The sequence below is a fragment of the Rhizobium sophoriradicis genome (genome assembly GCF_025200795.1).
GTDB classification, from domain to species: domain Bacteria; phylum Pseudomonadota; class Alphaproteobacteria; order Rhizobiales; family Rhizobiaceae; genus Rhizobium; species Rhizobium sophoriradicis.
Window position 1 is genome coordinate 3616872 of record NZ_CP104152.1, and the last position, 21641, is coordinate 3638512.

At 61.7% G+C, this 21641-nt stretch carries 18 protein-coding genes; 12 read left to right on the forward strand and 6 right to left on the reverse strand.

Annotation, left to right across the window (positions count from 1 at the left end; genetic code table 11):
* The first annotated feature begins 240 nt into the window (after window positions 1–240).
* Window positions 241–1272 carry a LacI family DNA-binding transcriptional regulator gene (locus N2597_RS17775; protein WP_039622316.1) on the forward strand — a complete coding sequence of 344 codons (1032 nt, stop codon included), beginning with the start codon at window positions 241–243 and terminating at the stop codon, window positions 1270–1272.
* A 51-nt stretch (window positions 1273–1323) separates the two neighbouring features.
* Here N2597_RS17775 and xylA read toward each other — a convergent pair whose 3' ends face one another.
* The 5 genes from xylA to N2597_RS17800 all read right to left on the reverse strand — a co-directional run bounded on the left by xylA (window position 1324) and on the right by N2597_RS17800 (window position 8349).
* On the reverse strand, window positions 1324–2634 hold the full coding sequence (xylA, locus tag N2597_RS17780) for a xylose isomerase (RefSeq protein WP_183599548.1): 1311 nt from the start codon (window positions 2632–2634) through the stop codon (window positions 1324–1326).
* A 173-nt stretch (window positions 2635–2807) separates the two neighbouring features.
* The gene (xylB, locus tag N2597_RS17785) at window positions 2808–4262 is read right to left on the reverse strand and encodes a xylulokinase (protein WP_183599550.1); all 1455 of its coding nucleotides are present in this window, start codon (window positions 4260–4262) and stop codon (window positions 2808–2810) included.
* Between the two features lie 18 nt (window positions 4263–4280).
* A complete protein-coding gene (locus tag N2597_RS17790) occupies window positions 4281–5306 on the reverse strand; it encodes a LacI family DNA-binding transcriptional regulator (protein ID WP_039622321.1) in 1026 nt (341 codons plus the stop codon).
* A 206-nt stretch (window positions 5307–5512) separates the two neighbouring features.
* Window positions 5513–7114, reverse strand: a complete 1602-nt coding sequence (locus N2597_RS17795) for a DHA2 family efflux MFS transporter permease subunit (protein WP_039622322.1) — start codon at window positions 7112–7114, stop codon at window positions 5513–5515.
* 26 nt (window positions 7115–7140) lie between these two features.
* Window positions 7141–8349 (reverse strand): HlyD family secretion protein, encoded by a 1209-nt coding sequence (locus tag N2597_RS17800; RefSeq protein ID WP_183599552.1) that lies wholly within the window; start codon window positions 8347–8349, stop codon window positions 7141–7143.
* 150 nt (window positions 8350–8499) lie between these two features.
* On the opposite strand from N2597_RS17800, the gene N2597_RS17805 reads away from it, so the two are divergent.
* From N2597_RS17805 to lysS, 5 genes are all read left to right on the forward strand, one after another.
* Entirely contained in the window at window positions 8500–9180 is a 681-nt protein-coding gene (locus N2597_RS17805; RefSeq protein ID WP_106795904.1) for a TetR/AcrR family transcriptional regulator, read from the forward strand.
* 108 nt (window positions 9181–9288) lie between these two features.
* The gene (locus tag N2597_RS17810) at window positions 9289–10128 is read left to right on the forward strand and encodes an AraC family transcriptional regulator (protein ID WP_183599554.1); all 840 of its coding nucleotides are present in this window, start codon (window positions 9289–9291) and stop codon (window positions 10126–10128) included.
* A gap of 219 nt (window positions 10129–10347) precedes the next feature.
* Window positions 10348–11097, forward strand: a complete 750-nt coding sequence (locus N2597_RS17815) for a TerC family protein (RefSeq protein WP_039622327.1) — start codon at window positions 10348–10350, stop codon at window positions 11095–11097.
* A gap of 245 nt (window positions 11098–11342) precedes the next feature.
* The gene (gene gltX, locus N2597_RS17820; RefSeq protein WP_183599556.1) at window positions 11343–12809 is read left to right on the forward strand and encodes a glutamate--tRNA ligase; all 1467 of its coding nucleotides are present in this window, start codon (window positions 11343–11345) and stop codon (window positions 12807–12809) included.
* Window positions 12810–12831: 22 nt separating this feature from the next.
* Window positions 12832–14328 (forward strand): lysine--tRNA ligase, encoded by a 1497-nt coding sequence (gene lysS / locus N2597_RS17825; RefSeq protein WP_183599558.1) that lies wholly within the window; start codon window positions 12832–12834, stop codon window positions 14326–14328.
* Between the two features lie 66 nt (window positions 14329–14394).
* Here lysS and N2597_RS17830 read toward each other — a convergent pair whose 3' ends face one another.
* Window positions 14395–15138 (reverse strand): hypothetical protein, encoded by a 744-nt coding sequence (locus tag N2597_RS17830; RefSeq protein WP_183599560.1) that lies wholly within the window; start codon window positions 15136–15138, stop codon window positions 14395–14397.
* Window positions 15139–15316: 178 nt separating this feature from the next.
* Here N2597_RS17830 and N2597_RS17835 point away from each other — a divergent pair, with 178 nt between their 5' ends.
* The 6 genes from N2597_RS17835 (at window position 15317) to N2597_RS17860 (ending at window position 21633) form a co-directional block, all read left to right on the forward strand.
* Complete coding sequence (locus tag N2597_RS17835) at window positions 15317–16225, forward strand: LysR family transcriptional regulator (protein ID WP_038691418.1); 909 nt, start codon at window positions 15317–15319, stop codon at window positions 16223–16225.
* 120 nt (window positions 16226–16345) lie between these two features.
* On the forward strand, window positions 16346–17506 hold the full coding sequence (locus N2597_RS17840) for an ABC transporter substrate-binding protein (RefSeq protein ID WP_106795900.1): 1161 nt from the start codon (window positions 16346–16348) through the stop codon (window positions 17504–17506).
* A 308-nt stretch (window positions 17507–17814) separates the two neighbouring features.
* Window positions 17815–18753, forward strand: a complete 939-nt coding sequence (locus N2597_RS17845) for an IS110 family RNA-guided transposase (protein WP_077992921.1) — start codon at window positions 17815–17817, stop codon at window positions 18751–18753.
* A 132-nt stretch (window positions 18754–18885) separates the two neighbouring features.
* Window positions 18886–19872 (forward strand): ABC transporter ATP-binding protein, encoded by a 987-nt coding sequence (locus N2597_RS17850; RefSeq protein WP_183599870.1) that lies wholly within the window; start codon window positions 18886–18888, stop codon window positions 19870–19872.
* A complete protein-coding gene (locus tag N2597_RS17855) occupies window positions 19869–20831 on the forward strand; it encodes an ABC transporter permease (protein ID WP_106795898.1) in 963 nt (320 codons plus the stop codon). The genes N2597_RS17850 and N2597_RS17855 overlap by 4 nt, the downstream gene beginning before the upstream one ends.
* A complete protein-coding gene (locus N2597_RS17860) occupies window positions 20821–21633 on the forward strand; it encodes an ABC transporter permease (RefSeq protein ID WP_039622341.1) in 813 nt (270 codons plus the stop codon). Before N2597_RS17855 ends, N2597_RS17860 begins: the two co-directional genes overlap by 11 nt.
* Window positions 21634–21641 lie beyond the last annotated feature (8 nt).

Consider the following 21641-nt stretch of genomic DNA (forward strand, 5'->3'; position numbering starts at 1 on the left):
AGAATGCACCGGCAACGCTCCATCACCTTGAACTAGCGCAGATTCCGTTTCTGAAAACAGCTTTCGCTTTTCCGGCGTTTGCGCTGGCGGCTCCCGTCCGCTTTGAACCTTATGTAAACCTTTACATCAGCCATGTAAAGGTTTACATCGTGGATTAACACAGATCCGTTGAAGCCTGCCTTTGACCTCTCGACAAGTCTGTGTAGTGTCGCGGCGAAGACAGCCCCAAGGCAGAGCCCAGTGTCGAATTCCACGCCCGCAACAATCGAAGACGTCGCCCGGATCGCCGAAGTCTCCATCGCAACGGTTTCGCGGGCGATCCACACGCCGGAGAAGGTCGCCAACTCCACACGGCTCAAGGTCAACCAGGCAATCGCCGTCACCGGCTACACCACCAACGCAATGGCGCGCAGCCTGAGGCTTGGCCGCTCCAATATGATCCTCGTGGTGGCGCCCGACATCGGCGACCCCAATTTCTCCAATATCCTCGTCGGCCTGGAGAACGAGGCGCGGGCGCACGGCTACGGCGTGCTGATCGGCCACACGCAGAACGATGCCCAGCGCGGCCTGGAATATCTGAAATTCTTCAACTCCAACCAGGCGGCCGGACTGATCCTTTTCACCGGCATCCTGCCCTTCGGTCATCAGACCATGACCGCGCGGCTGCCGCCAAGCGTCGGCGTTTTCGAACCGGTCTTCAACGGCGGCATTCCCTATGTCGGCGTCGACGATACCGAAGGCGCGCGAAAGGCGGTGGATCTGCTGCTGGCCGAAGGCCACCGCAAGATCGCCTTCATCGGCGATTCCCGCACCAGGCTCGCCTATATCAGGCGACGCCTGGGTTACGATGCCGGCCTCGATGCCGCCGGCATCCCGCCGGATCTCAGGATCGTGCTCGAAGGAGACGGCACGATCGAAAGCGGCCGGCATGCGGTTGAACAGCTTTTCATGCGCGACACGCTTCCCACAGCCTTCATGTGCGTGAACGATCAGACGGCGATCGGCGTGATGATCGGGCTCGGGGCGCGCGGCTACGATATTCCGCGGGATTTCTCGGTGACCGGTTTCGATGACGTGCCGCAGGCCGTCTTCATATCCCCGTCGCTGACGACGATCCGCCAGCCGCGAACGGCGATCGGCAAACAGGCGATGGCGCTGCTGTTGGAGCTCTTGTCCGATGGCCGGCCGGCCGAGACGGAGATCCTGCTGAGGCCGGATCTGGTGGTTCGAAACTCCGTCTCCGCGCCGTCGCGCAATTGGCTGAAGCGCTGACGCCAACCGAAAAAGGTAGCGCCGGCGACCGATGGCCGCCGGCGTCTGTCATCAGACGTAACGGTTGACGACGTTTTCGAGCAGTTCCTGCTTGCCGGATCTCGGCTGCGGGTTGACGTCCTTGGTCTCAACCCAGCTGGTGATCTCGTCAAGCGAGTATTCGCCGCGGAACAGTTTCTGCGCCTCGGCCGATTCCCAGCCGGCGTAGCGATCGGCGAGCGGCTGCGACAGGGCCTTGTCCTCGATCATCTTGGCGGCGGCCTTCAGGCCGCGGGCGCAGCAATCCATGCCGCCGATATGGCCGATCAAAAGGTCCGCCGGATCGAGCGACTGGCGGCGCAGCTTGGCGTCGAAGTTGGTGCCGCCGGTCTTGAAGCCGCCGCCGGCCAGAACGTGGTAATAGGCAAGCGCCATTTCCGGAACATTGTTCGGGAACTGATCGGTATCCCAGCCGGACTGGTAGTCGTTGCGGTTCATGTCGATCGAGCCGAAGATACCAAGCGCATTGGCGAGCGCCAGCTCGTGTTCGAAAGAGTGGCCGGCGAGGATCGCATGGCCCTGCTCGATATTGACCTTCACCTCGTTTTCCAGGCCGTGCTTCTTGAGGAAGCCGTAGACGGTCGCGACGTCATAGTCATACTGGTGCTTGGTCGGCTCCTGCGGCTTCGGCTCGATCAGGATCGTGCCCTTGAAGCCGATCTTGTGCTTGTATTCGACGACGAGGTTGAGAAAGCGGCCGAGCTGGTCGAGCTCGCGCTTGAGATCGGTATTGAGCAGCGTCTCGTAACCTTCGCGGCCGCCCCAGAGCACGTAGTTCTCGCCGCCGAGCTTCTGCGTGGCGTCGATGCAGGTCTTGACCGTCGCGGCTGCGAAAGCAAAGACATCGGGATCCGGGTTGGTCGCCGCACCCGACATATAGCGCCGGTTGGAGAACAGGTTGGCCGTACCCCAGAGCAGCTTGGTGCCGGTCGCAGCCTGCTTCTCGGCGAAATAGTCGACGATCTCGTTGAGGTTTCTGGTGTTTTCGGCAAAATTCTTGCCTTCAGGCCGCACGTCGGCGTCGTGGAAGCAGTAATAGGGCGCGCCGAGCAAGGAGAAGAATTCAAACGCGACGTCGGCCTTGAGCTTGGCCGCCTTCATCGTGTCTTCGAACCAGGGGCGCAGGAAGGTCTGGCCGCCGAAGGGATCGCCGCCCGGCCAGGTGAAGGTGTGCCAATAGGCCACCGCAAAACGCAGATGGTCTTCCATGCGCTTGCCCATGACGATCTCGTCCGGCTGGTAATGGCGGAAGGCCAGCGGATTGGTGCTGTCGGGGCCTTCATAATTGATCTTCTGGATATCGCCGAAAAATCCGGTGCTCATGTCAGGTCTCCTTGGGTTCTCGTAGTTCATTTTAATCGTTCGTGCCGTTCAGCCCCCTCATCCGACCCTTCGGGCCACCTTTGCCAGGGGCGAGCCGCGGGTCTCGCCCCGTCCTTCGGACCCCCCAGGGGAGAAGGTGCCGGCAGGCGGATGAGGGCCCGCTGGCTCCAGTTTCAATGCGCCAGCGACTTGATCGCCGGATAGAGTGCACGGTAGCGCGCATAGGCATCCTCGTAAGCGCCGCTCAGCGAAGCCACCGGCTCGATCGTGTCTGATGTCACCGGCGGCGTGCAGACGGCGATCGGATCGGCACCCGTTGCCGCGATCAGGCCGAGGCGGGCGGCACCGAAGGCCGCGCCGAAATCGCCGTCGGCGGGCAGATCGACCGGAACGCCGAGCGCGGTGGCGATCGACGCCAGCCAGTAGCGCGAGCGCGAACCGCCACCGATCGCAGTGACGCGGGAGATGCCGGTGCCGGCCGACCGCAGCGCTTCGAGATTGTCGCGGATGGCGAAGGCGACACCCTCGAGCACGGCCTGGGTGAGCACGGCGCGGCTGCTTTCATGTTCCAGCCCGATGAAAGCGCCGCGGATGACGGCATCATTGTGCGGCGTACGCTCGCCGGAGAGGTAAGGCAGGAAGGTGACTCCGGTCGGCGCCTTCAGCGTCTCGCCGAGTTCGCCGGTGAGATCGGCGGCCGACTTGCCGGTCACGCCGGAATGCCAGTTGAGCGCATCGGTCGCCGACAGGATAACGCCCATCTGATGCCAGGTGTTCGGCAGAGCGTGGCAGAAGGCATGTACGGCGCTTTCCGGCTTCGGAAGATAGGAGCCGTTGGCAGCAAAAAGCACGCCCGACGTGCCGAGCGAGACGAAGGCCGCACCATCGCTGACCGTGCCCATGCCGCAGGCAGAAGCGGCGTTGTCGCCGGCGCCGCCGGCAACGACGACATCCCCTGATATGCCCCATTGCGCCGCAAGTTCCGCCCGCAGCTTGCCGGCCTGTGCAGTGCCTTCGACGAGCGTCGGCATCTGCTCCTCGGAAAGATCGGTGGCGGCGAGCAATTCGGACGACCAGGCGCGTTTGCCGGTGTCGAGCCAGGAGGTGCCGGCCGAATCCGACATTTCGGAAATATAGTCGCCGGTCAGCCAAAGACGCAGGTAGTCCTTCGGCAGCAGCACCTTGGCGACCCTGGCGAAAATGTCAGGCTCGTGCTTCCTGACCCAGGCGAGTTTCGGCGCCGTGAAGCCGGGGAAGACGATATTGCCGGTGAGTGCGCGGAAACGCGGATCGGCGTCGAGCGCCGCGGCCTCGACATGACTGCGCGTATCGTTCCAGAGGATGCAGGGGCGCAGCACCTTGTCGGCGGCGTCGATCAGCGTCGCGCCGTGCATCTGCCCGGAAAGGCCAATACCCCTCACCGCGGCCAGCTCTTTCGGATGTTTTGCCTTGAGACCGGCGACGGCCTCTTGCGTGGCGCGCACCCAATGGGTCGGCTCCTGTTCCGACCAGCCGGAATGCGGGCGCGAAACGTCGAGCGAACCGTTAGCAGAGCCGACGATCGTCTGATCGCCGTCGATCAGCATTGCCTTGACGCCGGAGGTTCCGAGATCGAGACCGAGATACATGGGAATGCTCCTTTGCCGTTACGGCAGATTGTCTTTCAGGAATATGTCGAGACGAATGCGCTCCTGCGCGTCGATGACTGGGAGCCCGTCCGCCTTGGCTTTCAGCACGCGGATCGCACTGCGCACTTCATGGCCGGCGTCCTGATTGAGGATAGCATCGATCGTATTATCGATGAGCGCCGCCCGCGTATGCACGGTCAGTTCATGGGCGATGACGGTCAGCGTCCGATCGACAGCCTTCTCCTTCAGCGCCCGGATGAGGCCGCGATTGCCGGCGCCGAGACTATAGACGCCGACAATACCGGCGTTCCGGGAGAGCGCGTCGGCAACGAGCATATGGGCGATCTCCGGATCGTCACGGCCTTCGAGCACCGGCAGGATCGCCAGATCGGGAAATTCCTCGGCCATGACTGCAGTGAAGCCCTCCAGCCGCTCGCGATGGTCGCGCACCAGCATGGATCCGGCGAGCACGGCGATCTCGCCCTTTCGCGGACCGAGAAAGCGGCCGAGCAGACGCGCCGCCGTGCGGCCGGCCGCGATATTGTCGACGCCAGCATAGTGGTGGCGCAGCGAGCCCGTGAGGTCGGACACCAGGGTGACGATGGGAAAGCCCGCATGCACCAGCTTGTCGACGGTGGCGCACACCTCAGGTGCATCGGTGGCGACCATGGCAACGCCGCAAGGCTTTTCCCGAGAGAGCTCTTCGAGCATAGCGACTAGAGCAGCCGGATCGAAGGCCGGCACCTCGATGGTGCGAATATCAGTGCGTTCGGCAGCCGAACGGAGGATCGCTTGCCGGATTTCCCCGTTGAGCCCGTGCATGAAGGAATTGTCGCTGGCCGGCAGGATGAACACCAGCGGATAGGTGCGGCCCTTCGCAAGATTGGCGGCAGCCACGTCCCTGATGTAACCAAGCTGCCGAATCGCGGTCTCGACCTTTTCGCGCGTCACATGGCGCACACCCGGACGCCGGTTGAGCACCCGGTCGACAGTCGCAAGGCTGACCCCGGCGGCGGCAGCGATATCGTGAACTGTTGGCCTCATCATTCCTCCTGATGAGACCATTAACGCCAATTCTGATGTACGTAAATCAAAAAATCGAAGGGGGTGACTCGCGCATTGCGTTTCCGCATCGCCGCCGGCCTGGAGCCGGTCAGCAGGTCGATTTTTGGCTGATCGCATAGAGGCTGGAAAACTGCAAACAAAAAGGCCCTCCGGAGAGGGCCTTTTCGAGGAGCGGAGGCCGGAGGTCAGTGGCCGCCGCCACCTCCACCGCCGCCTTGCGGCGCGGGTTTCTTGATCATTGCTACACCGAGGATCATTGCGAGAAAGAGCACGGTCAGGATCAGGAACACGTCACTGAAGGAGAGGATGACCGCCTGTTCGGTGGCAAGGCCGACCATCTGCTTGATCGCGACCGACGCCCCGTCCATGCCATAGCTGTTGAAATTGGCAGTCATATTGTTCATCTGGTCGATCGCCGCCGGGTTGCCCCAGTCCATATTCTCCCGCAGCCGCTCATAGTGCACGTCCTGCCGGTTGGTGAGCACGGTATTGATGACGGCAAGGCCGACGGCTCCCCCAAGGTTTCTCGTCAGATTGAACAGGCCGGACGCACCGCGAATGCGCGAGGGCGGCATCGTGCCGAGCGCGATGTTGTTGATCGGCACCATGCACATCATCAGTCCGAAACCGCGCAGGATCTGCGGAATGAAAAGCTCGTAGAAATCCCAGTCCGCGGTCAGGTGCATCATGATATAGGTGCCGGCGGCGAAGCTGACGAAGCCGATCACCATCATCAGGCGCAGGTCCATCTTGGTCGACAACCGGCCGGCGATCGGCGCGGTGAAGAACATTGCCAGGCCGGAAACGAACATCGTCTCGCCGATCATCAAAGAGTCATAGCCGCGGATGCGGCCGAGATAGACCGGGTAGATATAGGTGAGGCCATAGAGGCCGATGCCCATGACGAAGGAAAATACCGATCCGAAGGAGAAATTTCGGTTGGCGAAAGCCTTGAGGTCGACGACCGGAAAATCCACCGTGAAGGCGCGATAGAAGAACACGATGGCTGCGGCGCCGGAGGCAACCGCGGCGATGGCAATGGCACTGTCGTTGAACCAGTCGTTGGAATTGCCCTCTTCGAGCACATATTCCAGGGCGCCGAGGAAGACGCCCATCGAAACCAGCCCCCACCAGTCGAACTTTTTGAAGAGCGACAGTTCCGGCTTGTCGAAATCGATGAAGTTCCAGGTGACGATCGTGACGACGATGCCTGGAATGATATTGACGAGGAACAGCCAATGCCAGGAGAAGGCGTGGCTGAGATAGCCGCCGACGGTCGGGCCGATGGTCGGTGCAAGTGTTGCGATCAGGCCGATGATCGGCGAGACGATGCTGCGCTTCGAAGGCGGGAAGATCGTAAAGGCGGCCGCGAAAACCGAGGGGATCATGCCGCCGCCAATGAAGCCCTGAATGGCGCGATAGACGATCATCTGGTCGATATTCGTCGCCGTTGCCGCAAGAGCGCTCGCCATGGTGAAGCCCGCGGCTGAAATCGCGAAGAGATAACGTGTCGAGATGATGCGCGCCAGCGTACCCGAGAGCGGGATCATGATCACTTCGGCGATCAGATAGGATGTCTGGACCCAGCCGATCTCATCGCTACCGGCCGAAAGGCCGGCCTGGATCTCAGCAAGCGAAGCCGAGACGATCTGGATGTCGAGGATCGACATGAACATGCCGAGTACCATCGCGAAGAAGGCGATGAGTTTCCTCGGATCCATGCGGTCCTCGGCGTGAGCAGGCGCTGCCGGGATCGAACCCGCTGTCGCTGTCGCACTTGCGGCCATGGGACCACCTCCGCCTTTTATAAGGCTTACTTGCTGGGCGCCGTGCGGGTATCGACGTCGACCACGACGCTGAGGCCCGCGCGTAGCCGCCCGCTGTCGAGCGCATCCTGCGGCAGCGCGATGCGCACCGGCACACGCTGGATCACCTTGGTAAAATTGCCCGTCGCATTTTCCGGCGGCAGCAGCGAAAAGACCGAGCCGGACGCCGGCGAAATCGATTCAACGGTGCCGACGATGGGATGGTCGTCATAGGCATCGACATGGACGTTGACCTTCGAGCCCGGGACGAGATGCTGGATCTGCGTTTCCTTGAAATTGGCGTCGATATAAAGCTGGCGCACCGGAACGAGCGCCATCAGGCGCTGGCCGGGCGAGACGAGATCGCCTTCCTGCACGGACCGGTTACCGACGATGCCATCATAAGGCGCCTTGAGCACGGTGAAGGAGAGATCACGGGCGGCTTTGTCCCGGGAAATTTCCAGCGAACGGACCGAACCCTCCGCCTCCTTGCGCTGAGCCTGAAGGATGGTGATGTTGGCCTGCGCCGCGGCAATATTGGCGTCACCGGCAGCAAGATTGGCCTTGGCTTGGTCGAGCGCGATATTGGCATTGTCGAGATCGGCAGCAGTGCCGACCGACTTTGCCTGAAGCTCGCTCTGGCGCTTCTGGGTTATTTCGGCACCGCGAACGGCCGCTTCGAGTGCCACCTTCTGCGCCTGCGCTTGAGCGAGGCTCGCATCGGCGCCTTCGATCTGCGCATCGATACGCTGCAACGAAAGCTTTTCGGTGGCGATCTGGGCCTGGGCCTGATCGAGCGCGTTCTGGTAGTCGCCATTGTCGAGCGTGGCGAGCACGTCGCCTGCTTTGACTTCCTGGTTGGCGACAACGTTCACCTTCGCGACGTAGCCCGTGACCTTCGGCGAAATCGTTGCGATATCGCCCTCGATATAGGCGTCGTCCGTCGACACCATGAAGCGGCCGTTCGTCCACCATTCGTAACCATACCAGGCACCGCCTGCGAGAATGGCGAGCACGACAATCGGCAGCACTGGGCTGCGGCGCTTCTTGGCAGCCGCGGGTGCTGCGACCGAAGCCGGCGCCGACTGCGCGGGAGCAGGCGGCGCCTCGCGTGCCTCAGCCGTCGGAGCTTCCGCGACGGCGGCGACCTTTGCCTCTTCGGCTTCGGCGTTTTCGCTGACGATACGCGCGACGCTGCTTTTTGAATTGCTCGACATGGCCATTACCGATCTTGGTGCAATTGATCGAACTGAACGGTTCGGTTCAGTTGACATAAACCTGTTTTGTCGTCATATCAAGATGCATAGAACCCATCGGTTCGATTTCTTTTAAGGGAAAGGCGAAACCGTAAACACGGTTAAGGAGACATGACGCTGAAATCCGACAATGCCGCCGTATTCAGTCCTCCCGCTGCCGGAGGCCGGTTTGCCGCAGGCGAAGATCCGGCCAAGCGCCAGCAGATCCTCGACGGCGCCAAGCGCGTCTTCATGAAAATGGGCTTCGATGCCGCCAGCATGAACGATGTGACGCGTGAGGCCGGAGTTTCCAAGGGAACGCTCTACGTCTACTTCACCAACAAGGAAGAACTGTTTTCGGCGATGGTCGAAACCGAGCGCGCCGCCTTCGTAGCCGCTGTGCGCACGGCGCTTGCCGAACACGACGACCCCGAATCCGGGCTGTATGAATTCGGGATAAGCTTCGTCACCCATATGACCGACGAGAAGGTCATCACCGCCATGCGCACCGTTCTCGGCGTTCGAGAGCGCATGCCTGCGCTCTGTCAACGCTTCTTCAAGGGGCCGGTCAATCTGCGCACCATAATGCGCGATTTTCTCGAACGCCACATTGCCGCGGGCACACTTGAGATCGATGATATCGATCTCGCCGCCGGCCAATTTCTCGATCTTGCCAGCGGCAGTTTCTTCAAGCTGCGCCTGTTCGGCAGCATGGAAGAACCGCCGAGCCGCGAAGAAATCGACCGCGTCATCCGCGGTGCGATCAAGGTCTTCATGGCGGCCTATGGCGCCCGCCGGCCCGCCACCGTCTGACGTCCTTTCTTGACGGCCGCCCTCCATCGGCCAAAACTCCGCAACAACGATCAAACCCGGCCGGCAGCTTTTTTCTAAGAAGGAAGCCGCAACCAGGAGAGATAAGGGATGAGCGCCATCGCACGGGCGATCTGGTTCATAGAGAGCCATTTCGAAAGCGATATATCGCTGGAAGAGATATCGGAAGCAGCCGGATTGTCGCGCTACCATCTGTCGCGGGTCTTCGGGCTGGTCACCGGCCACTCGATCAGCGGCTATATCAGGGGGCGGCGCCTCAACCGCGCCGTGCCCGGCTTGGTCAGCGGCTCATCCACCATCCTCGAGGTTGCGCTTTGCGCGGGCTACGGCTCCCACGAAGCTTTCACCCGTGCCTTTCGTGACCAGTTCGGCATGACGCCGGATGCGGTGCGCAGACAGGGGCACACCCGTAACCTCGTCTTACTGGAGCCGATCAGAATGGACCCCGCCCACCTCAGCGACCTCGAAGCGCCCCGCTTCGAAACCCTTCAACCACTGCTTCTTGCCGGCTTGGAGGAAACCTATCCCTATGGCGGCAATGCCGCCATCCCCTCTCTCTGGCAGAAGTTCAATGCCCATTTCGGCCATATATCAGGCCAGAAGGGCAACGTCGCTTACGGCATCTGCACACATATCGACGGCGAAGCGGAGAAATTCCGCTATATGGCCGCGGTCGAGATCTCCGATGCCGGCGATCTGCCGGCAGATTTTGCCACACTCAAGCTGCCGGGCCAGCGCTACGTCGTCTTCAACCATCGCGGCCATGTCTCCGGCATTTCGGCGACGATGAACCGGATTTTCGGCACATGGTGGCCGACCTCCGGCCTGGAGCACGGCGAGACGCCGGACATGTTCGAACGCTACGACGAGCGCTTCGACCCCTATAGCGGCACGGGCGTCACCGAAATCTGGTTGCCGATCAGAGCATGATGCCGAAAAGTGCGAGCGGTTTTCGGACGAAAGCATGCTCTAACTCTTTAACTTAGAACGGGATTCAAATTTAAGGCCGACCCGGCCTTAAATCATCCCGTTCTAGGGAATAAAAGTCACATCGATTTCGTATATCCCCTTGCGGCGCTTGCGCGGCCAGCCGCCGACACTACATTGCGGGGCGTCATCGCTCATGTGACGCAAAGGGGAAATACGCTGATGCAGGAAATTATGACGCTCATTCAGGATCCGGCCGCCTGGGTGGCGCTCATCACGCTGGTGGTGATGGAAGTCGTTCTCGGCATCGACAATCTGATCTTCATTTCCATCCTCACCAATAAGCTGCCGCCCGAGCATCGGGAGAAGGCACGCAAGATCGGCATCGGTCTCGCCCTCATCATGCGCCTGGCGCTGCTGGGCACCGTCGCCTGGATCGTGCAACTGACCGAACCGCTTTTCGAGGCCTTCGGACACGGCTTCTCCTGGAAGGACCTGATCCTGATCGCCGGCGGCCTGTTCCTCGTCTGGAAAGCCACCAAGGAAATTCACCACAGCGTCGATCCGATCGATCATGAGGAGGATTTTATCGCCACCTCGGCCACAACAGGCTTTGCATCGGCCATCGGCCAGATCCTGCTGCTCGACCTGGTCTTCTCCGTCGACAGCATCATCACCGCCGTCGGCATGACACCGCATCTGCCGATCATGGTGATCGCCGTCATTGCCGCCGTCACCGTGATGCTGGTCGCGGCAACTCCGCTCGCCAACTTCATCGAGAGGAATCCGACGATCGTCATGCTAGCACTCGCCTTCCTGCTGATGATCGGCACGACGCTGATCGCCGAAGGTATGGGCTTCCACGTGCCCAAGGGTTACGTCTACGTCGCCATGGCCTTCTCGGCGCTGGTCGAGGTGCTGAACATGTTCGCGCGCAACGCCCGCAAGCGGAAACGCGAAGGCGCTCACTGAGAATGGGATTGGGAGGGCGCGTCGCAATCGCCGCGACCCTCCCTCGCCGTCATCGGGCCTGTGCGGGCGCGGTTTTTCTTGACGCGCCGAATTGAATATGGCCTAAGGCCAGCCGAACGGACGATCGGCGGATAGTGCGGGCGCATGCCCTTTTTCCGGCCGGTTTGCCGAAGATATCTGCATCCTTCCGGCCGAACGTCGCTTTCCCGTGAAAGCAGTCCGGCATTCATTGACGGGCACACACAATGACAGTTTCCGGCACAGCTACCGGCGTTCGCGTCCGCATCGCTCCCTCGCCGACCGGCGAGCCGCATGTCGGCACCGCTTACATCGCTCTCTTCAACTACCTTTTCGCCAAGAAGCACGGCGGCGAGTTCATCCTGCGCATCGAGGATACCGATGCGACGCGCTCGACCCCTGAATTCGAGACGAAGGTGCTAGACGCGCTGAAATGGTGCGGGCTGGAATGGAAGGAAGGCCCCGATATCGGCGGTCCCTATGGCCCCTATCGTCAGTCCGACCGCAAGCCGATGTACCAGCCTTACGCGCAGGAGCTCCTCGACAAGGGCCACGCCTTCCGCTGTTTCTGCACGCCCGCGCGGCTGGAGCAGATGCGCGAAGCGCAGCGCGCCGCCGGCAAGCCGCCGAAATATGATGGACTCTGCCTCAGCCTGACGGCGGAGGAAGTGACGTCGCGCACCGCTGCCGGCGAAGCCTCGGTCATCCGCATGAAAATCCCGGCCGAAGGCTCCTGCGATTTCACCGACGGCGTCTACGGCGATGTCTCCATCCCCTGGGATTCGGTCGACATGCAGGTGCTGATCAAGGCCGATGGCATGCCGACCTATCACATGGCCAACGTCATCGACGACCATCTGATGCAGATCACCCATGTGGCGCGCGGCGAGGAATGGCTGGCGTCGGTGCCGAAACACATCCTGCTCTATCGCTATTTCGGCTGGGACCAGCCGGTCTTCATGCATCTGTCGCTGATGCGCAATGCCGACAAGTCGAAGCTGTCGAAGCGCAAGAACCCGACCTCGATCTCCTATTATTCCGCGCTCGGCTATATCCCCGAAGCGCTGATGAACTTCCTCGGCTTGTTCTTCATCCAGATCGCCGAAGGCGAAGAGCTGCTGACGATGGACGAGCTGTCAGAAAAGTTCGATCCTGAGAACCTCTCCAAGGCGGGCGCGATCTTCGACATCCAGAAGCTCGATTGGCTGAACGGCCGCTGGATCCGCGAAAAGCTCTCGGAAGAGGAGTTTCAGGCGCGCGTGCTGACCTGGGCGATGGAAAATGAGCGTTTGAAGGAAGGCCTCCGCCTGTCGCAGACCCGCATTTCCAAACTCGGCGAACTGCCCGACCTCGCCGGCTTTCTGCTGAAGTCCGATCTCGGCCTGCAGCCATCCGACTTCGCCAAGATCAAATCGCCGCCGGAAGAGATTCTGGAGATCCTCAACACCGTTCAGCCGGATCTCGAAAAGATTCTGGAATGGAATGTCGAGACGATCGAGGCGGAACTGCGCGCCATCTCCGACCGCATGGGCAAGAAGCTGAAGGTCGTGGTCTCCCCGCTCTTCGTCGCCGTCTCCGGTTCGTCGCGCTCGCTGCCGCTCTTCGATTCCATGGCGATCCTCGGCCGCTCGGTCGTGCGCCAGCGCCTGAAGCTCGCCGCGCAGGCGGTCGCCGCCCTCGTCGGCTCGAAGTAAGAACAGTCAGAGGATTTCGACAGTGGCTGACAACAAGACCGAAAACACTCTTTCCTCCGACGCGACCGAGGTGCGCGCCCAGAAGCTGAAGCTGCTGCGCGAACAGATCGGCGACGTCTATCCGGCGCATTTCCACCGGACGATGACCAATGCCGAGCTCGGCACCAAATACGAGTCCCTGGAACCGGATGTCGAGACGCAGGATGTGGTCACCGTCGCCGGCCGCGTCTATTCCTCGCGCAATTCCGGCATGTTCATGGATATCCATGACGCCTCGGGCAAGATCCAGATCTTCTCGCACAAGGACGTCACCGGCGAGGAAGCCCGCGCCCTGCTGCCGATGATCGACATCGGCGACATCATCGGCGTCACCGGCGTCGTGCGCCGCACCAAGCGCGGCGAGCTGACGATCAACGCCCAGAAGATCGAAATGCTGACCAAGTCGCTGCTGCCGATGCCCGAGAAGTGGCACGGGCTTTCCGACATCGAGCTGCGTTATCGCAAGCGCCATCTCGACATCATGACCAACGAGGATTCGAAGCTCCGCTTCCTGCAGCGCTCGAAGATCGTCTCCGGCATCCGCCGTTTCATGGAAAATGACGGCTTCATGGAAGTCGAGACGCCGATGCTGCAATCGATCTATGGCGGCGCCACCGCCGAGCCGTTCAAGACGCATCACAACACGCTGAAGCTCGACATGTATCTGCGCATCGCGCCGGAACTGTTCCTGAAGCGCACGCTGGTTTCAGGGTTGACCGACAAGGTCTTCGAGATCAACCGCAACTTCCGCAACGAAGGCGTCTCCACCCGGCACAATCCGGAATTCACGATGATGGAGTGTTACTGGGCCTATGCCGATTACGAGGACATGATGGACCTCGTCGAGCGGCTATTCGAGACCCTGGCGCTCTCCATTCACGGCACGACGGAATTCGACTTCGGCGACAAGCGGTTGTCCTTCAAGGGACCGTTCAAGCGCGTGCCGATGCCCGCTGCCGTCAAGGAAGCGACCGGCATCGATTTCCTGGCGATCAAGACCGACGAGGAAGCGCGCGCCGCCGCCAAGGCTGCCGGCTTCGCGGTCGAAAAGGATTGGACCTGGGGCGAATGCCTTGCCTTCATTTTCGAGGAAAAGGTCGAAGCCACGCTGATCCAGCCGTCGCATGTCATCCATTTCCCGAAGGACATCTCGCCCTTCGCCAAGGAAGTGCCGGGCGAGCCGCGCCTGGTCGAGCGGTTCGAAACCTATTGCAACGCCTGGGAACTCGGCAACGCCTTCTCGGAACTCAACGATCCCGAAGAGCAGCGCCGCCGCATGGTTGAGCAGCTCGAACAGGCGCATGCCCGCGGCGAAAAGGAAAAGCAGCTGGATGAGGAATTCCTCGATGCGATCGACCAGGGCATGCCGCCGGCCGGCGGCCTCGGCATCGGCGTCGACCGCCTCATCATGCTGCTGACCAATGCACCGTCGATCCGCGACGTCATCCTCTTCCCGGCCCGCCGCAGCAAGGCCGACTGACCCTCAGAAACACGGAAAAATAAAGCGGAGTGCCGGCTGGAGCTCCGCTTTTTTCATGCCGCCGGTTCAGTGTGTCTTGGGGGCATCCGCCGGCGGTTCTTCTGCCGGCGCTTCGGCTGGGGCGTCGGCACCGTGGCCGCCTTCGGCGGCAGGCGCCGCTTCGGTTTCGGCCGCTGGCGCTACGCCATGCCCGCCGCCTTCGGCCTTCTTCGCCTTCTCTCCGCCCTTGGTGGAGGCAACGGCAACCGGATCGACGCAATCCTCCGGATCCTTGAAGGAAGCGCTGATCATGGCAATCTCGTCGGCCGGCATGTCGATGCGCTCGCCGAAGAACAGCCCATTTTCGCTGGCCTTGCCGTCGTAGTAGCGCGCCGTATAGGGTTTGTCGTCGAGGCCCGGAACGGTCTTGTCGGGATGCGGGATATAGACGACGTCGGCGCCGATTGCCCGGCCGCGAATATCGGCGCGCAGCGTCGGGCCGTTCTCGTCGAGCACCACCACCTGTACCAGATCCGGTTTCTGCGCGGCATAAACGGCCTGGGCGACACGCAGCGCGGTCCTGACACGCGTAATGCCGTCGGTCGGTTCGGTCTTGATGTATTTCCGCACCCAGACGCGATCCTGCTTCTTGATCGTCACCAGGTTGACGTCGGAGCATTCGAGCCCGGAACCGCCGCCGGCGGCACCCATCAGCCTGTCCTTGCCAACATAGACGGCTGCGCCGCCGGAAACGCCCATGAGAAGAGCGACTCCACCGATGATGATTGCCAATTTCCGGGAAGGCCGGAATATGCGCAGTAAGGCCTTCACGCCAACTGCTCCGCCATCTCAAACTCCAACGCAGGACAGGTGCTGGGAATGCTAGAGAAATGACGTTTCCGAAAGTTTAAGTGAGCAGCCAAGCCTGCCCCATTTTGAAAAAACACCAAAAAAGGTCCGCCTTTTTCAACCGCTTGCCACTGCACATTCCGCCATGCTCTAAACGCTGATGGCCTTCACGCTTCGCCAGATCCAATATTTTGTCGCCGTCGCCGAACAAGGTTCGGTGACACGCGCCGCGCAGAACCTTTCGATCTCGCAATCCTCGGTGACCGAGGCACTGAAGGAGCTCGAAACCGACCTCGGCGTCGAGCTCTTCGAGCGCCATCCGCGCGGCCTAACGATCACCCACAACGGACACCAGTTCCTCCGTCACGCGACGAAGATCCTAGCCTCGGTTTCCGACGCGCGCACCAGCTTCTCCGGCCGGCAGAGCGCCCTTTCCGGCACTTTGAACATCGGCGTCACCTCGCTGGTCGCCGGCTACGTCCTCTCCGATTTGCTGGCGCGATACCGGCGCGCCTGTCCTGGAGTCGAGGTCAGTGCGATCGAGGACAATGGCGGCTATCTCGAACACCTCCTGGTCGGGGGCGAACTCGATGTCGCGGTCATGGTGATATCGAACCTGCGCGACCGCATGGCGCTGCAGGCGGAAATCCTCGAAACCTCGCCCTATCGTCTATGGCTGCCGATGGGCCATCCGCTGGTCTCGGCCGATATTATCTCGGTCGCCGATATCGCCCGCGAACCGCTGATCATGCTGACAGTCGACGAAATCGAGGAAAATACCGGCAAGCTGCTGTCGGCCCTTGGCGCCCGCCCGCATGTCGCCTTCCGCACCCGCTCGGTGGAGGCGGTGCGCAGCCTGGTCGCAACGGGCGCAGGCGTGGCGTTGCTTCCCGATCTCGTCTACCGCCCATGGTCGCTGGAAGGCGACCGCATCGAGAGCCGCGACGTCTCCGGTTCGTTGCCGGTCGTGCAGGTTGGCATGGTCTGGCGCAAGGGCTCCAGCCTGCCGCAGGCGGCACGGGATTTCGTTGGTATTGCCGAAAGCATGCGCTCCGGCCGCATGCGTTGAAATCGGAATTTCCGATATCGCCTTTCTGATAAATGAATTTGCGAAAGCGGCTTTTTCGGATCACCTTCGTAATCGGGAACGAACGGCCACGAAAAGTGGCACCAAACCGGGAGACGGATGATGACGAATCTCTTGAAATCCTGCACGGCAGCGCTCGCCTGCCTGAGCTTCGCGACACAGGTGGTCGGAGCCGAACCGCTGAAGGCCTTGGGCAAGGGTGAAGGCGCTGTCAGCATCGTCGCGTGGGCCGGCTACATCGAACGCGGCGAAACCGACAAGAATTACGATTGGGTCACCGGCTTCGAAAAGGAGACCGGCTGCAAAGTCTCGGTCAAGACCGCCGCCACCTCCGATGAAATGGTCTCGCTGATGAACGAGGGTGGCTTCGATCTCGTCACTGCATCGGGCGACGCATCGCTCCGCCTTATCGCCGGCAAGCGCGTCCAGCCGATCAACACCGACCTGATTCCGAGCTTCAAGAATGTCGACCAGCGCCTGCAGGACGGCCCGTGGTACACGGTCGGCGGCGTGCATTACGGCGTGCCCTATCTCTGGGGCCCGAATGTGCTGATGTACAATACCGATGCCTTCAAGGACAAGGCGCCGACCAGCTGGAACGTCGTCTACGAGGAGCAGACCCTGCCGGATGGCAAATCGAACAAGGGCCGCGTCCAGGCCTATGACGGCGCGATCTATATTGCCGATGCCGCCATGTATCTGATGGCCCACAAGCCGGATCTCGGCATCAAGGACCCCTACGAGCTGACCGAAGATCAGTACAAGGCCGCTCTCGACCTGCTGCGCGGCCAGCGCAAACTGGTCTCGCGCTATTGGCACGACGCCATGATCCAGATCGACGACTTCAAGAACGAAGGCGTCGTCGCCTCCGGCTCCTGGCCCTTCCAGGTCAACCTTCTGCAGGCAGACAAGCAGAAGATCGCCTCCACCTTCCCCGAAGAAGGCGTCACCGGCTGGGCCGACACGACGATGCTGCACGTCGACAGCGAACATCCGAACTGCGCCTATATGTGGATGGAACACTCGCTGCAGGCCAAGGTCCAGGGTGACGCAGCCGCCTGGTTCGGCGCCGTGCCCTCCGTTCCCGCCGCCTGCAAGGGCAATGAACTCATGGGCGAAACCGGCTGCGCCAACAACGGCTTCGATCACTTCGACAAGATCAAGTTCTGGAAGACCCCGGTCGCTAAATGCACGACGCAGGGTGAATGCGTGCCGTACCACCGCTGGGTCTCGGACTATATCGGCGTGATTGGCGGGCGGTGAGCTAATTCCCCTTCTCCCCAGCGGGGAGAAGATGTCCGAAGGACAGATGAGGGGTGAGCGACGAAGGAGCGAACGACCGAGCCAAGCGAGGTCGTACATGCCTCACCGTTCCCCTTGTATCTGCACGTTAGTAATTTCGTGCGATGGAAGCGATTGAGCCTCTGGCCGGGTGGCCACCCGGCCAGAGGCTTGACGAAGTCGCCCGTCCCCCCTCCGGTTACAACCGTGGATGAGCCTGGGATCTTCGTCATCGTCACGTACGACCGAATAGTCGCTTGGCTCCAATCGCACGCACAAGGCAGGTTACCGTGAACAGAATTATATGTGGAGTGGATGTTTCGAAAGACTGGCTGGATGCGTTCATCCGCCCGTCCGGGACGTTTGAACGGTTCAGCAATGACGCCACCGGCATTGGCGCGCTGGCCGATCTTTGCCGGGCCGAGAATGTCGAGCTCCTCGTCATGGAGGCTTCCGGCGGTTATGAGCGGACGGCCTTCCTGCTGTTGTGGGAATTGGGCATCGCCTGCGCGCTTGCCAATCCGCGCCATGTGCGCCGCTTTGCCGAATCCATGGGCTTTCTGGAAAAGACCGACCGCATCGATGCAGCGATGATCGCCCATTATGCCGAAACCAGGCGGCTGGCTGCCCTGCCGCCGCCGAAAGCCGCGCAGATGCGGCTGTCGGCGCTGATGGCGCGGCTGTCCCAGGTCACGAGTGATCTGACCATCCAGATGCAGCGCCGCAGTGCAGCCCGCGATCAGCAGTGCGAGGCAAGCCTCAACGAGGTGATCGCACTTTTGGTGCGCCAGAGCCGCACCCTCGAAGGCGAGATTGCCTCGATGATAGACGACGATCCGCTCTGGGCCTGTCTCAACCAGGCCTTTCGATCAATCAAGGGCGTGGCCAACCGTACAGTTGCCCGGTTGATGGCCCAACTGCCTGAGATCGGCCAGATCTCCAATAAGGCGATCGCCAAGCTGGCCGGCCTGGCGCCGATTGCCAACGACAGCGGCAAACGCAGCGGACACCGGCCGGTGCGCGGCGGGCGCTCCGGACCACGCGCCATTCTGTTCCTGGTCGGCGCCATCGCAGCCCGACACGATCCGCACCTGGCCGCCTTCCAGCAAAGGTTGCAAAGCGCCGGCAAACCCAAAATGGTCATCCGCATCGCACTCGCCCGAAAACTCCTGGTTATTCTCAATGCAAAAGCACGAGACGCGCGAAGAGAATTCGAATATGCAACTTGACAATCCAGATAGTCGCTCATCCGACCCTTCGGGCCACCTTCTCCCCGCTGGGGAGAAGAGGAAAGCCCAGCACTCCCTCGGCGTTCAGCTCTCCTACCAGGGAGAAGCCAGATGACAATATCCGGAGCTCCAATGACCTCAGCCGTCCGTTTCCAGCAGGTATCGCGCTATTTCGGCCAGGTTCGCGCCGTCGACGACGTCGACCTTGAGATCGCGTCCGGCGAATTCTTCGCCATGCTCGGCCCCTCCGGCTCCGGCAAGACGACGTGCCTGAGATTGATCGCCGGCTTCGAGCAGCCGAGCGCCGGACATATCCAGATCTTCGGCGAAACGGCCGATGGCGTGCCGCCCTATCGCCGCAACGTCAACACCGTGTTCCAGGACTACGCCCTCTTCCCGCATCTGAACATCCTCGACAATGTCGCCTACGGGCTGATGGTCAAGGGCGTCGGCAAGGCGGAACGGCTGAAGGCGGCGAACGATGCGCTCGAGCTCGTCAAGCTGCCGGGCTACGGCGCCCGCAGGCCCGGACAACTGTCCGGCGGCCAGCGGCAGCGCGTGGCGCTCGCCCGCGCGCTCGTCAACAAGCCGAAGGTACTGCTGCTCGACGAGCCGCTCGGCGCCCTCGACCTGAAGCTGCGCGAGCAGATGCAGGAGGAATTGAAGAGCCTGCAGCGCGCGCTCGGCATCACCTTCGTCTTCGTCACGCATGATCAGGGCGAGGCATTGTCCATGGCCGATCGCGTTGCCGTCTTCAACGACGGCAACATCGTCCAGCAAGGCACGCCTCAGGATATTTACCGCCGCCCGAGGACGCGCTTCGTCGCCGATTTCGTCGGCTCCTCGAATGTGATCGCGCCGGATCTGATGGCCGCGCTCGGCGGCCAGAAACGCTGGGCGAGCCTGCGGCCCGAGGCGATCCACCTGGCAGGCGACGGCATCGAGGCCACAGTCGAACATGCGAGCTTCCTCGGCGCCGCCACCCGTCTCGGCGTCGATCTCCGCGGCAGCCGGCTGCATGTGATGCTGCCGGCCGGCGCGCCCGTGCCCGACGTCGGCGCCGGTATCCGCCTTGCCTGGCAGCCTGCCGATATCCACTATATGGACGATGCGGCATGACCGCGCTCACCCTCTCCAGCGCCAAGACATCGATCCTGCCGGGACGCAGCGGGCTCTTCGGCCGTCTTTCGGATGTCTTCTGGCGGCATCCGAAGCTCTTACTCTTCCTGATGCTGACGCCGCCGCTGCTCTGGCTCGGCATCATCTATATCGGCTCGTTGATTGCCCTGCTGCTGCAGAGCTTCTTTTCGATCGACGATTTTTCCGGCCTGGTGAATTACGAATTCACCCTTGCGACCTATGCCCAGCTTCTGAGCCCAACAAATTTCGACATCATCATCCGCACCGTCGTCATGGCCGCGCTGGTCACCATCGCTTCCGCGCTGATTGCCTTCCCGATTGCCTATTACGCGGCGCGTTATGCGCAGGGTAAATGGAAGGCGCTCTTATATCTCGGCGTCATGCTGCCGCTCTGGTCGAGCTATCTCGTCAAGATCTACGCCTGGAAGCTGATCCTCGCCAAGGAAGGCATCCTCACCTGGATCTTCGAGAAACTCTCCCTCTCCTGGCTGCTCGACGGCATCCTTAATCTGCCCGTCGTCGGCGGCAATTCGCTGTCGGTGAGCTACATCGGCACCTTCATCGTCTTCGTCTATATCTGGCTGCCCTATATGATCCTGCCGACGCAGGCGGCCCTCGAGCGTGTCCCCCGCAACCTGATCGAGGCCTCGGCCGATCTCGGCGCAACGCCGCGCCAGACCTTCCGCACCGTGCTCCTGCCGCTCGCGCTCCCCGGCATCGTCGCCGGTTCGATCTTCACCTTCTCGCTGACATTGGGCGATTACATCATCCCGCAGATCATCGGCTCCTCCAGGCTGTTCATCGGCCAGGCCGTCTATGCCCAGCAGGGAACGGCCGGCAACGTGCCGCTCGCCGCCGCCTTCTCCGTCGTGCCGATCGTCATCATGGCACTTTATCTGTCGCTCGCCAAAAAGCTGGGAGCCTTCGATGCGCTCTGATCTCAAGACATCGCCGCTGCCCTTGAAGATCGCCGCCGCCAGCGGACTGCTCTTCCTGCACCTGCCGATCCTGCTGATCTTCGTCTATGCCTTCACGACGGAGGAAAAGAGCTATCAATGGCCGCCGCCCGGCCTGACGCTGCAATGGTTTGCCGTCGCCTGGAATCGGCCGGATGTCTGGTCGGCGCTCGGTCTTTCCGTCCAGGTCGCCGCCATCGCCACCGCGATCGCGCTGGTGCTTGGCACGCTCTGTGCGGCGGCCGTCAGCCAGACGAAGTTCTTCGGCCGCGAGGCGATCTCGCTGCTGGTCATTCTGCCGATTGCGCTTCCCGGCATCATCACCGGCATTGCGCTGCGCTCCGCCTTCAGTCTGTTCGACATCCCGTTTTCGGTCTGGACCATCGTGCTCGGCCACGCCACCTTCTGCGTCGTCGTCGTCTACAACAATGCCGTCGCCCGCTTCCGCCGCACTTCCGGCTCGCTGATCGAGGCCTCGATGGACCTCGGCGCCGACGGCTTCCAGACCTTCCGCCATGTCATCCTGCCCAATATCGGCACCGCCCTTCTGGCCGGCGGCATGCTGGCTTTCGCGCTTTCTTTTGACGAGGTCATCGTCACCACCTTCACCGGCGGCCAGCAATCGACCTTGCCGATCTGGATGCTCGAAGAACTCATCCGCCCGCGCCAGCGCCCGGTCACCAATGTGGTCGCCATGGTCGTGGTGCTCGTCACCTTCCTGCCGATCCTGGCAGCCTATTACCTCACCCGCGACGGCGACCAGATCGCCGGCGGCGGCAAATAACAGGGAGA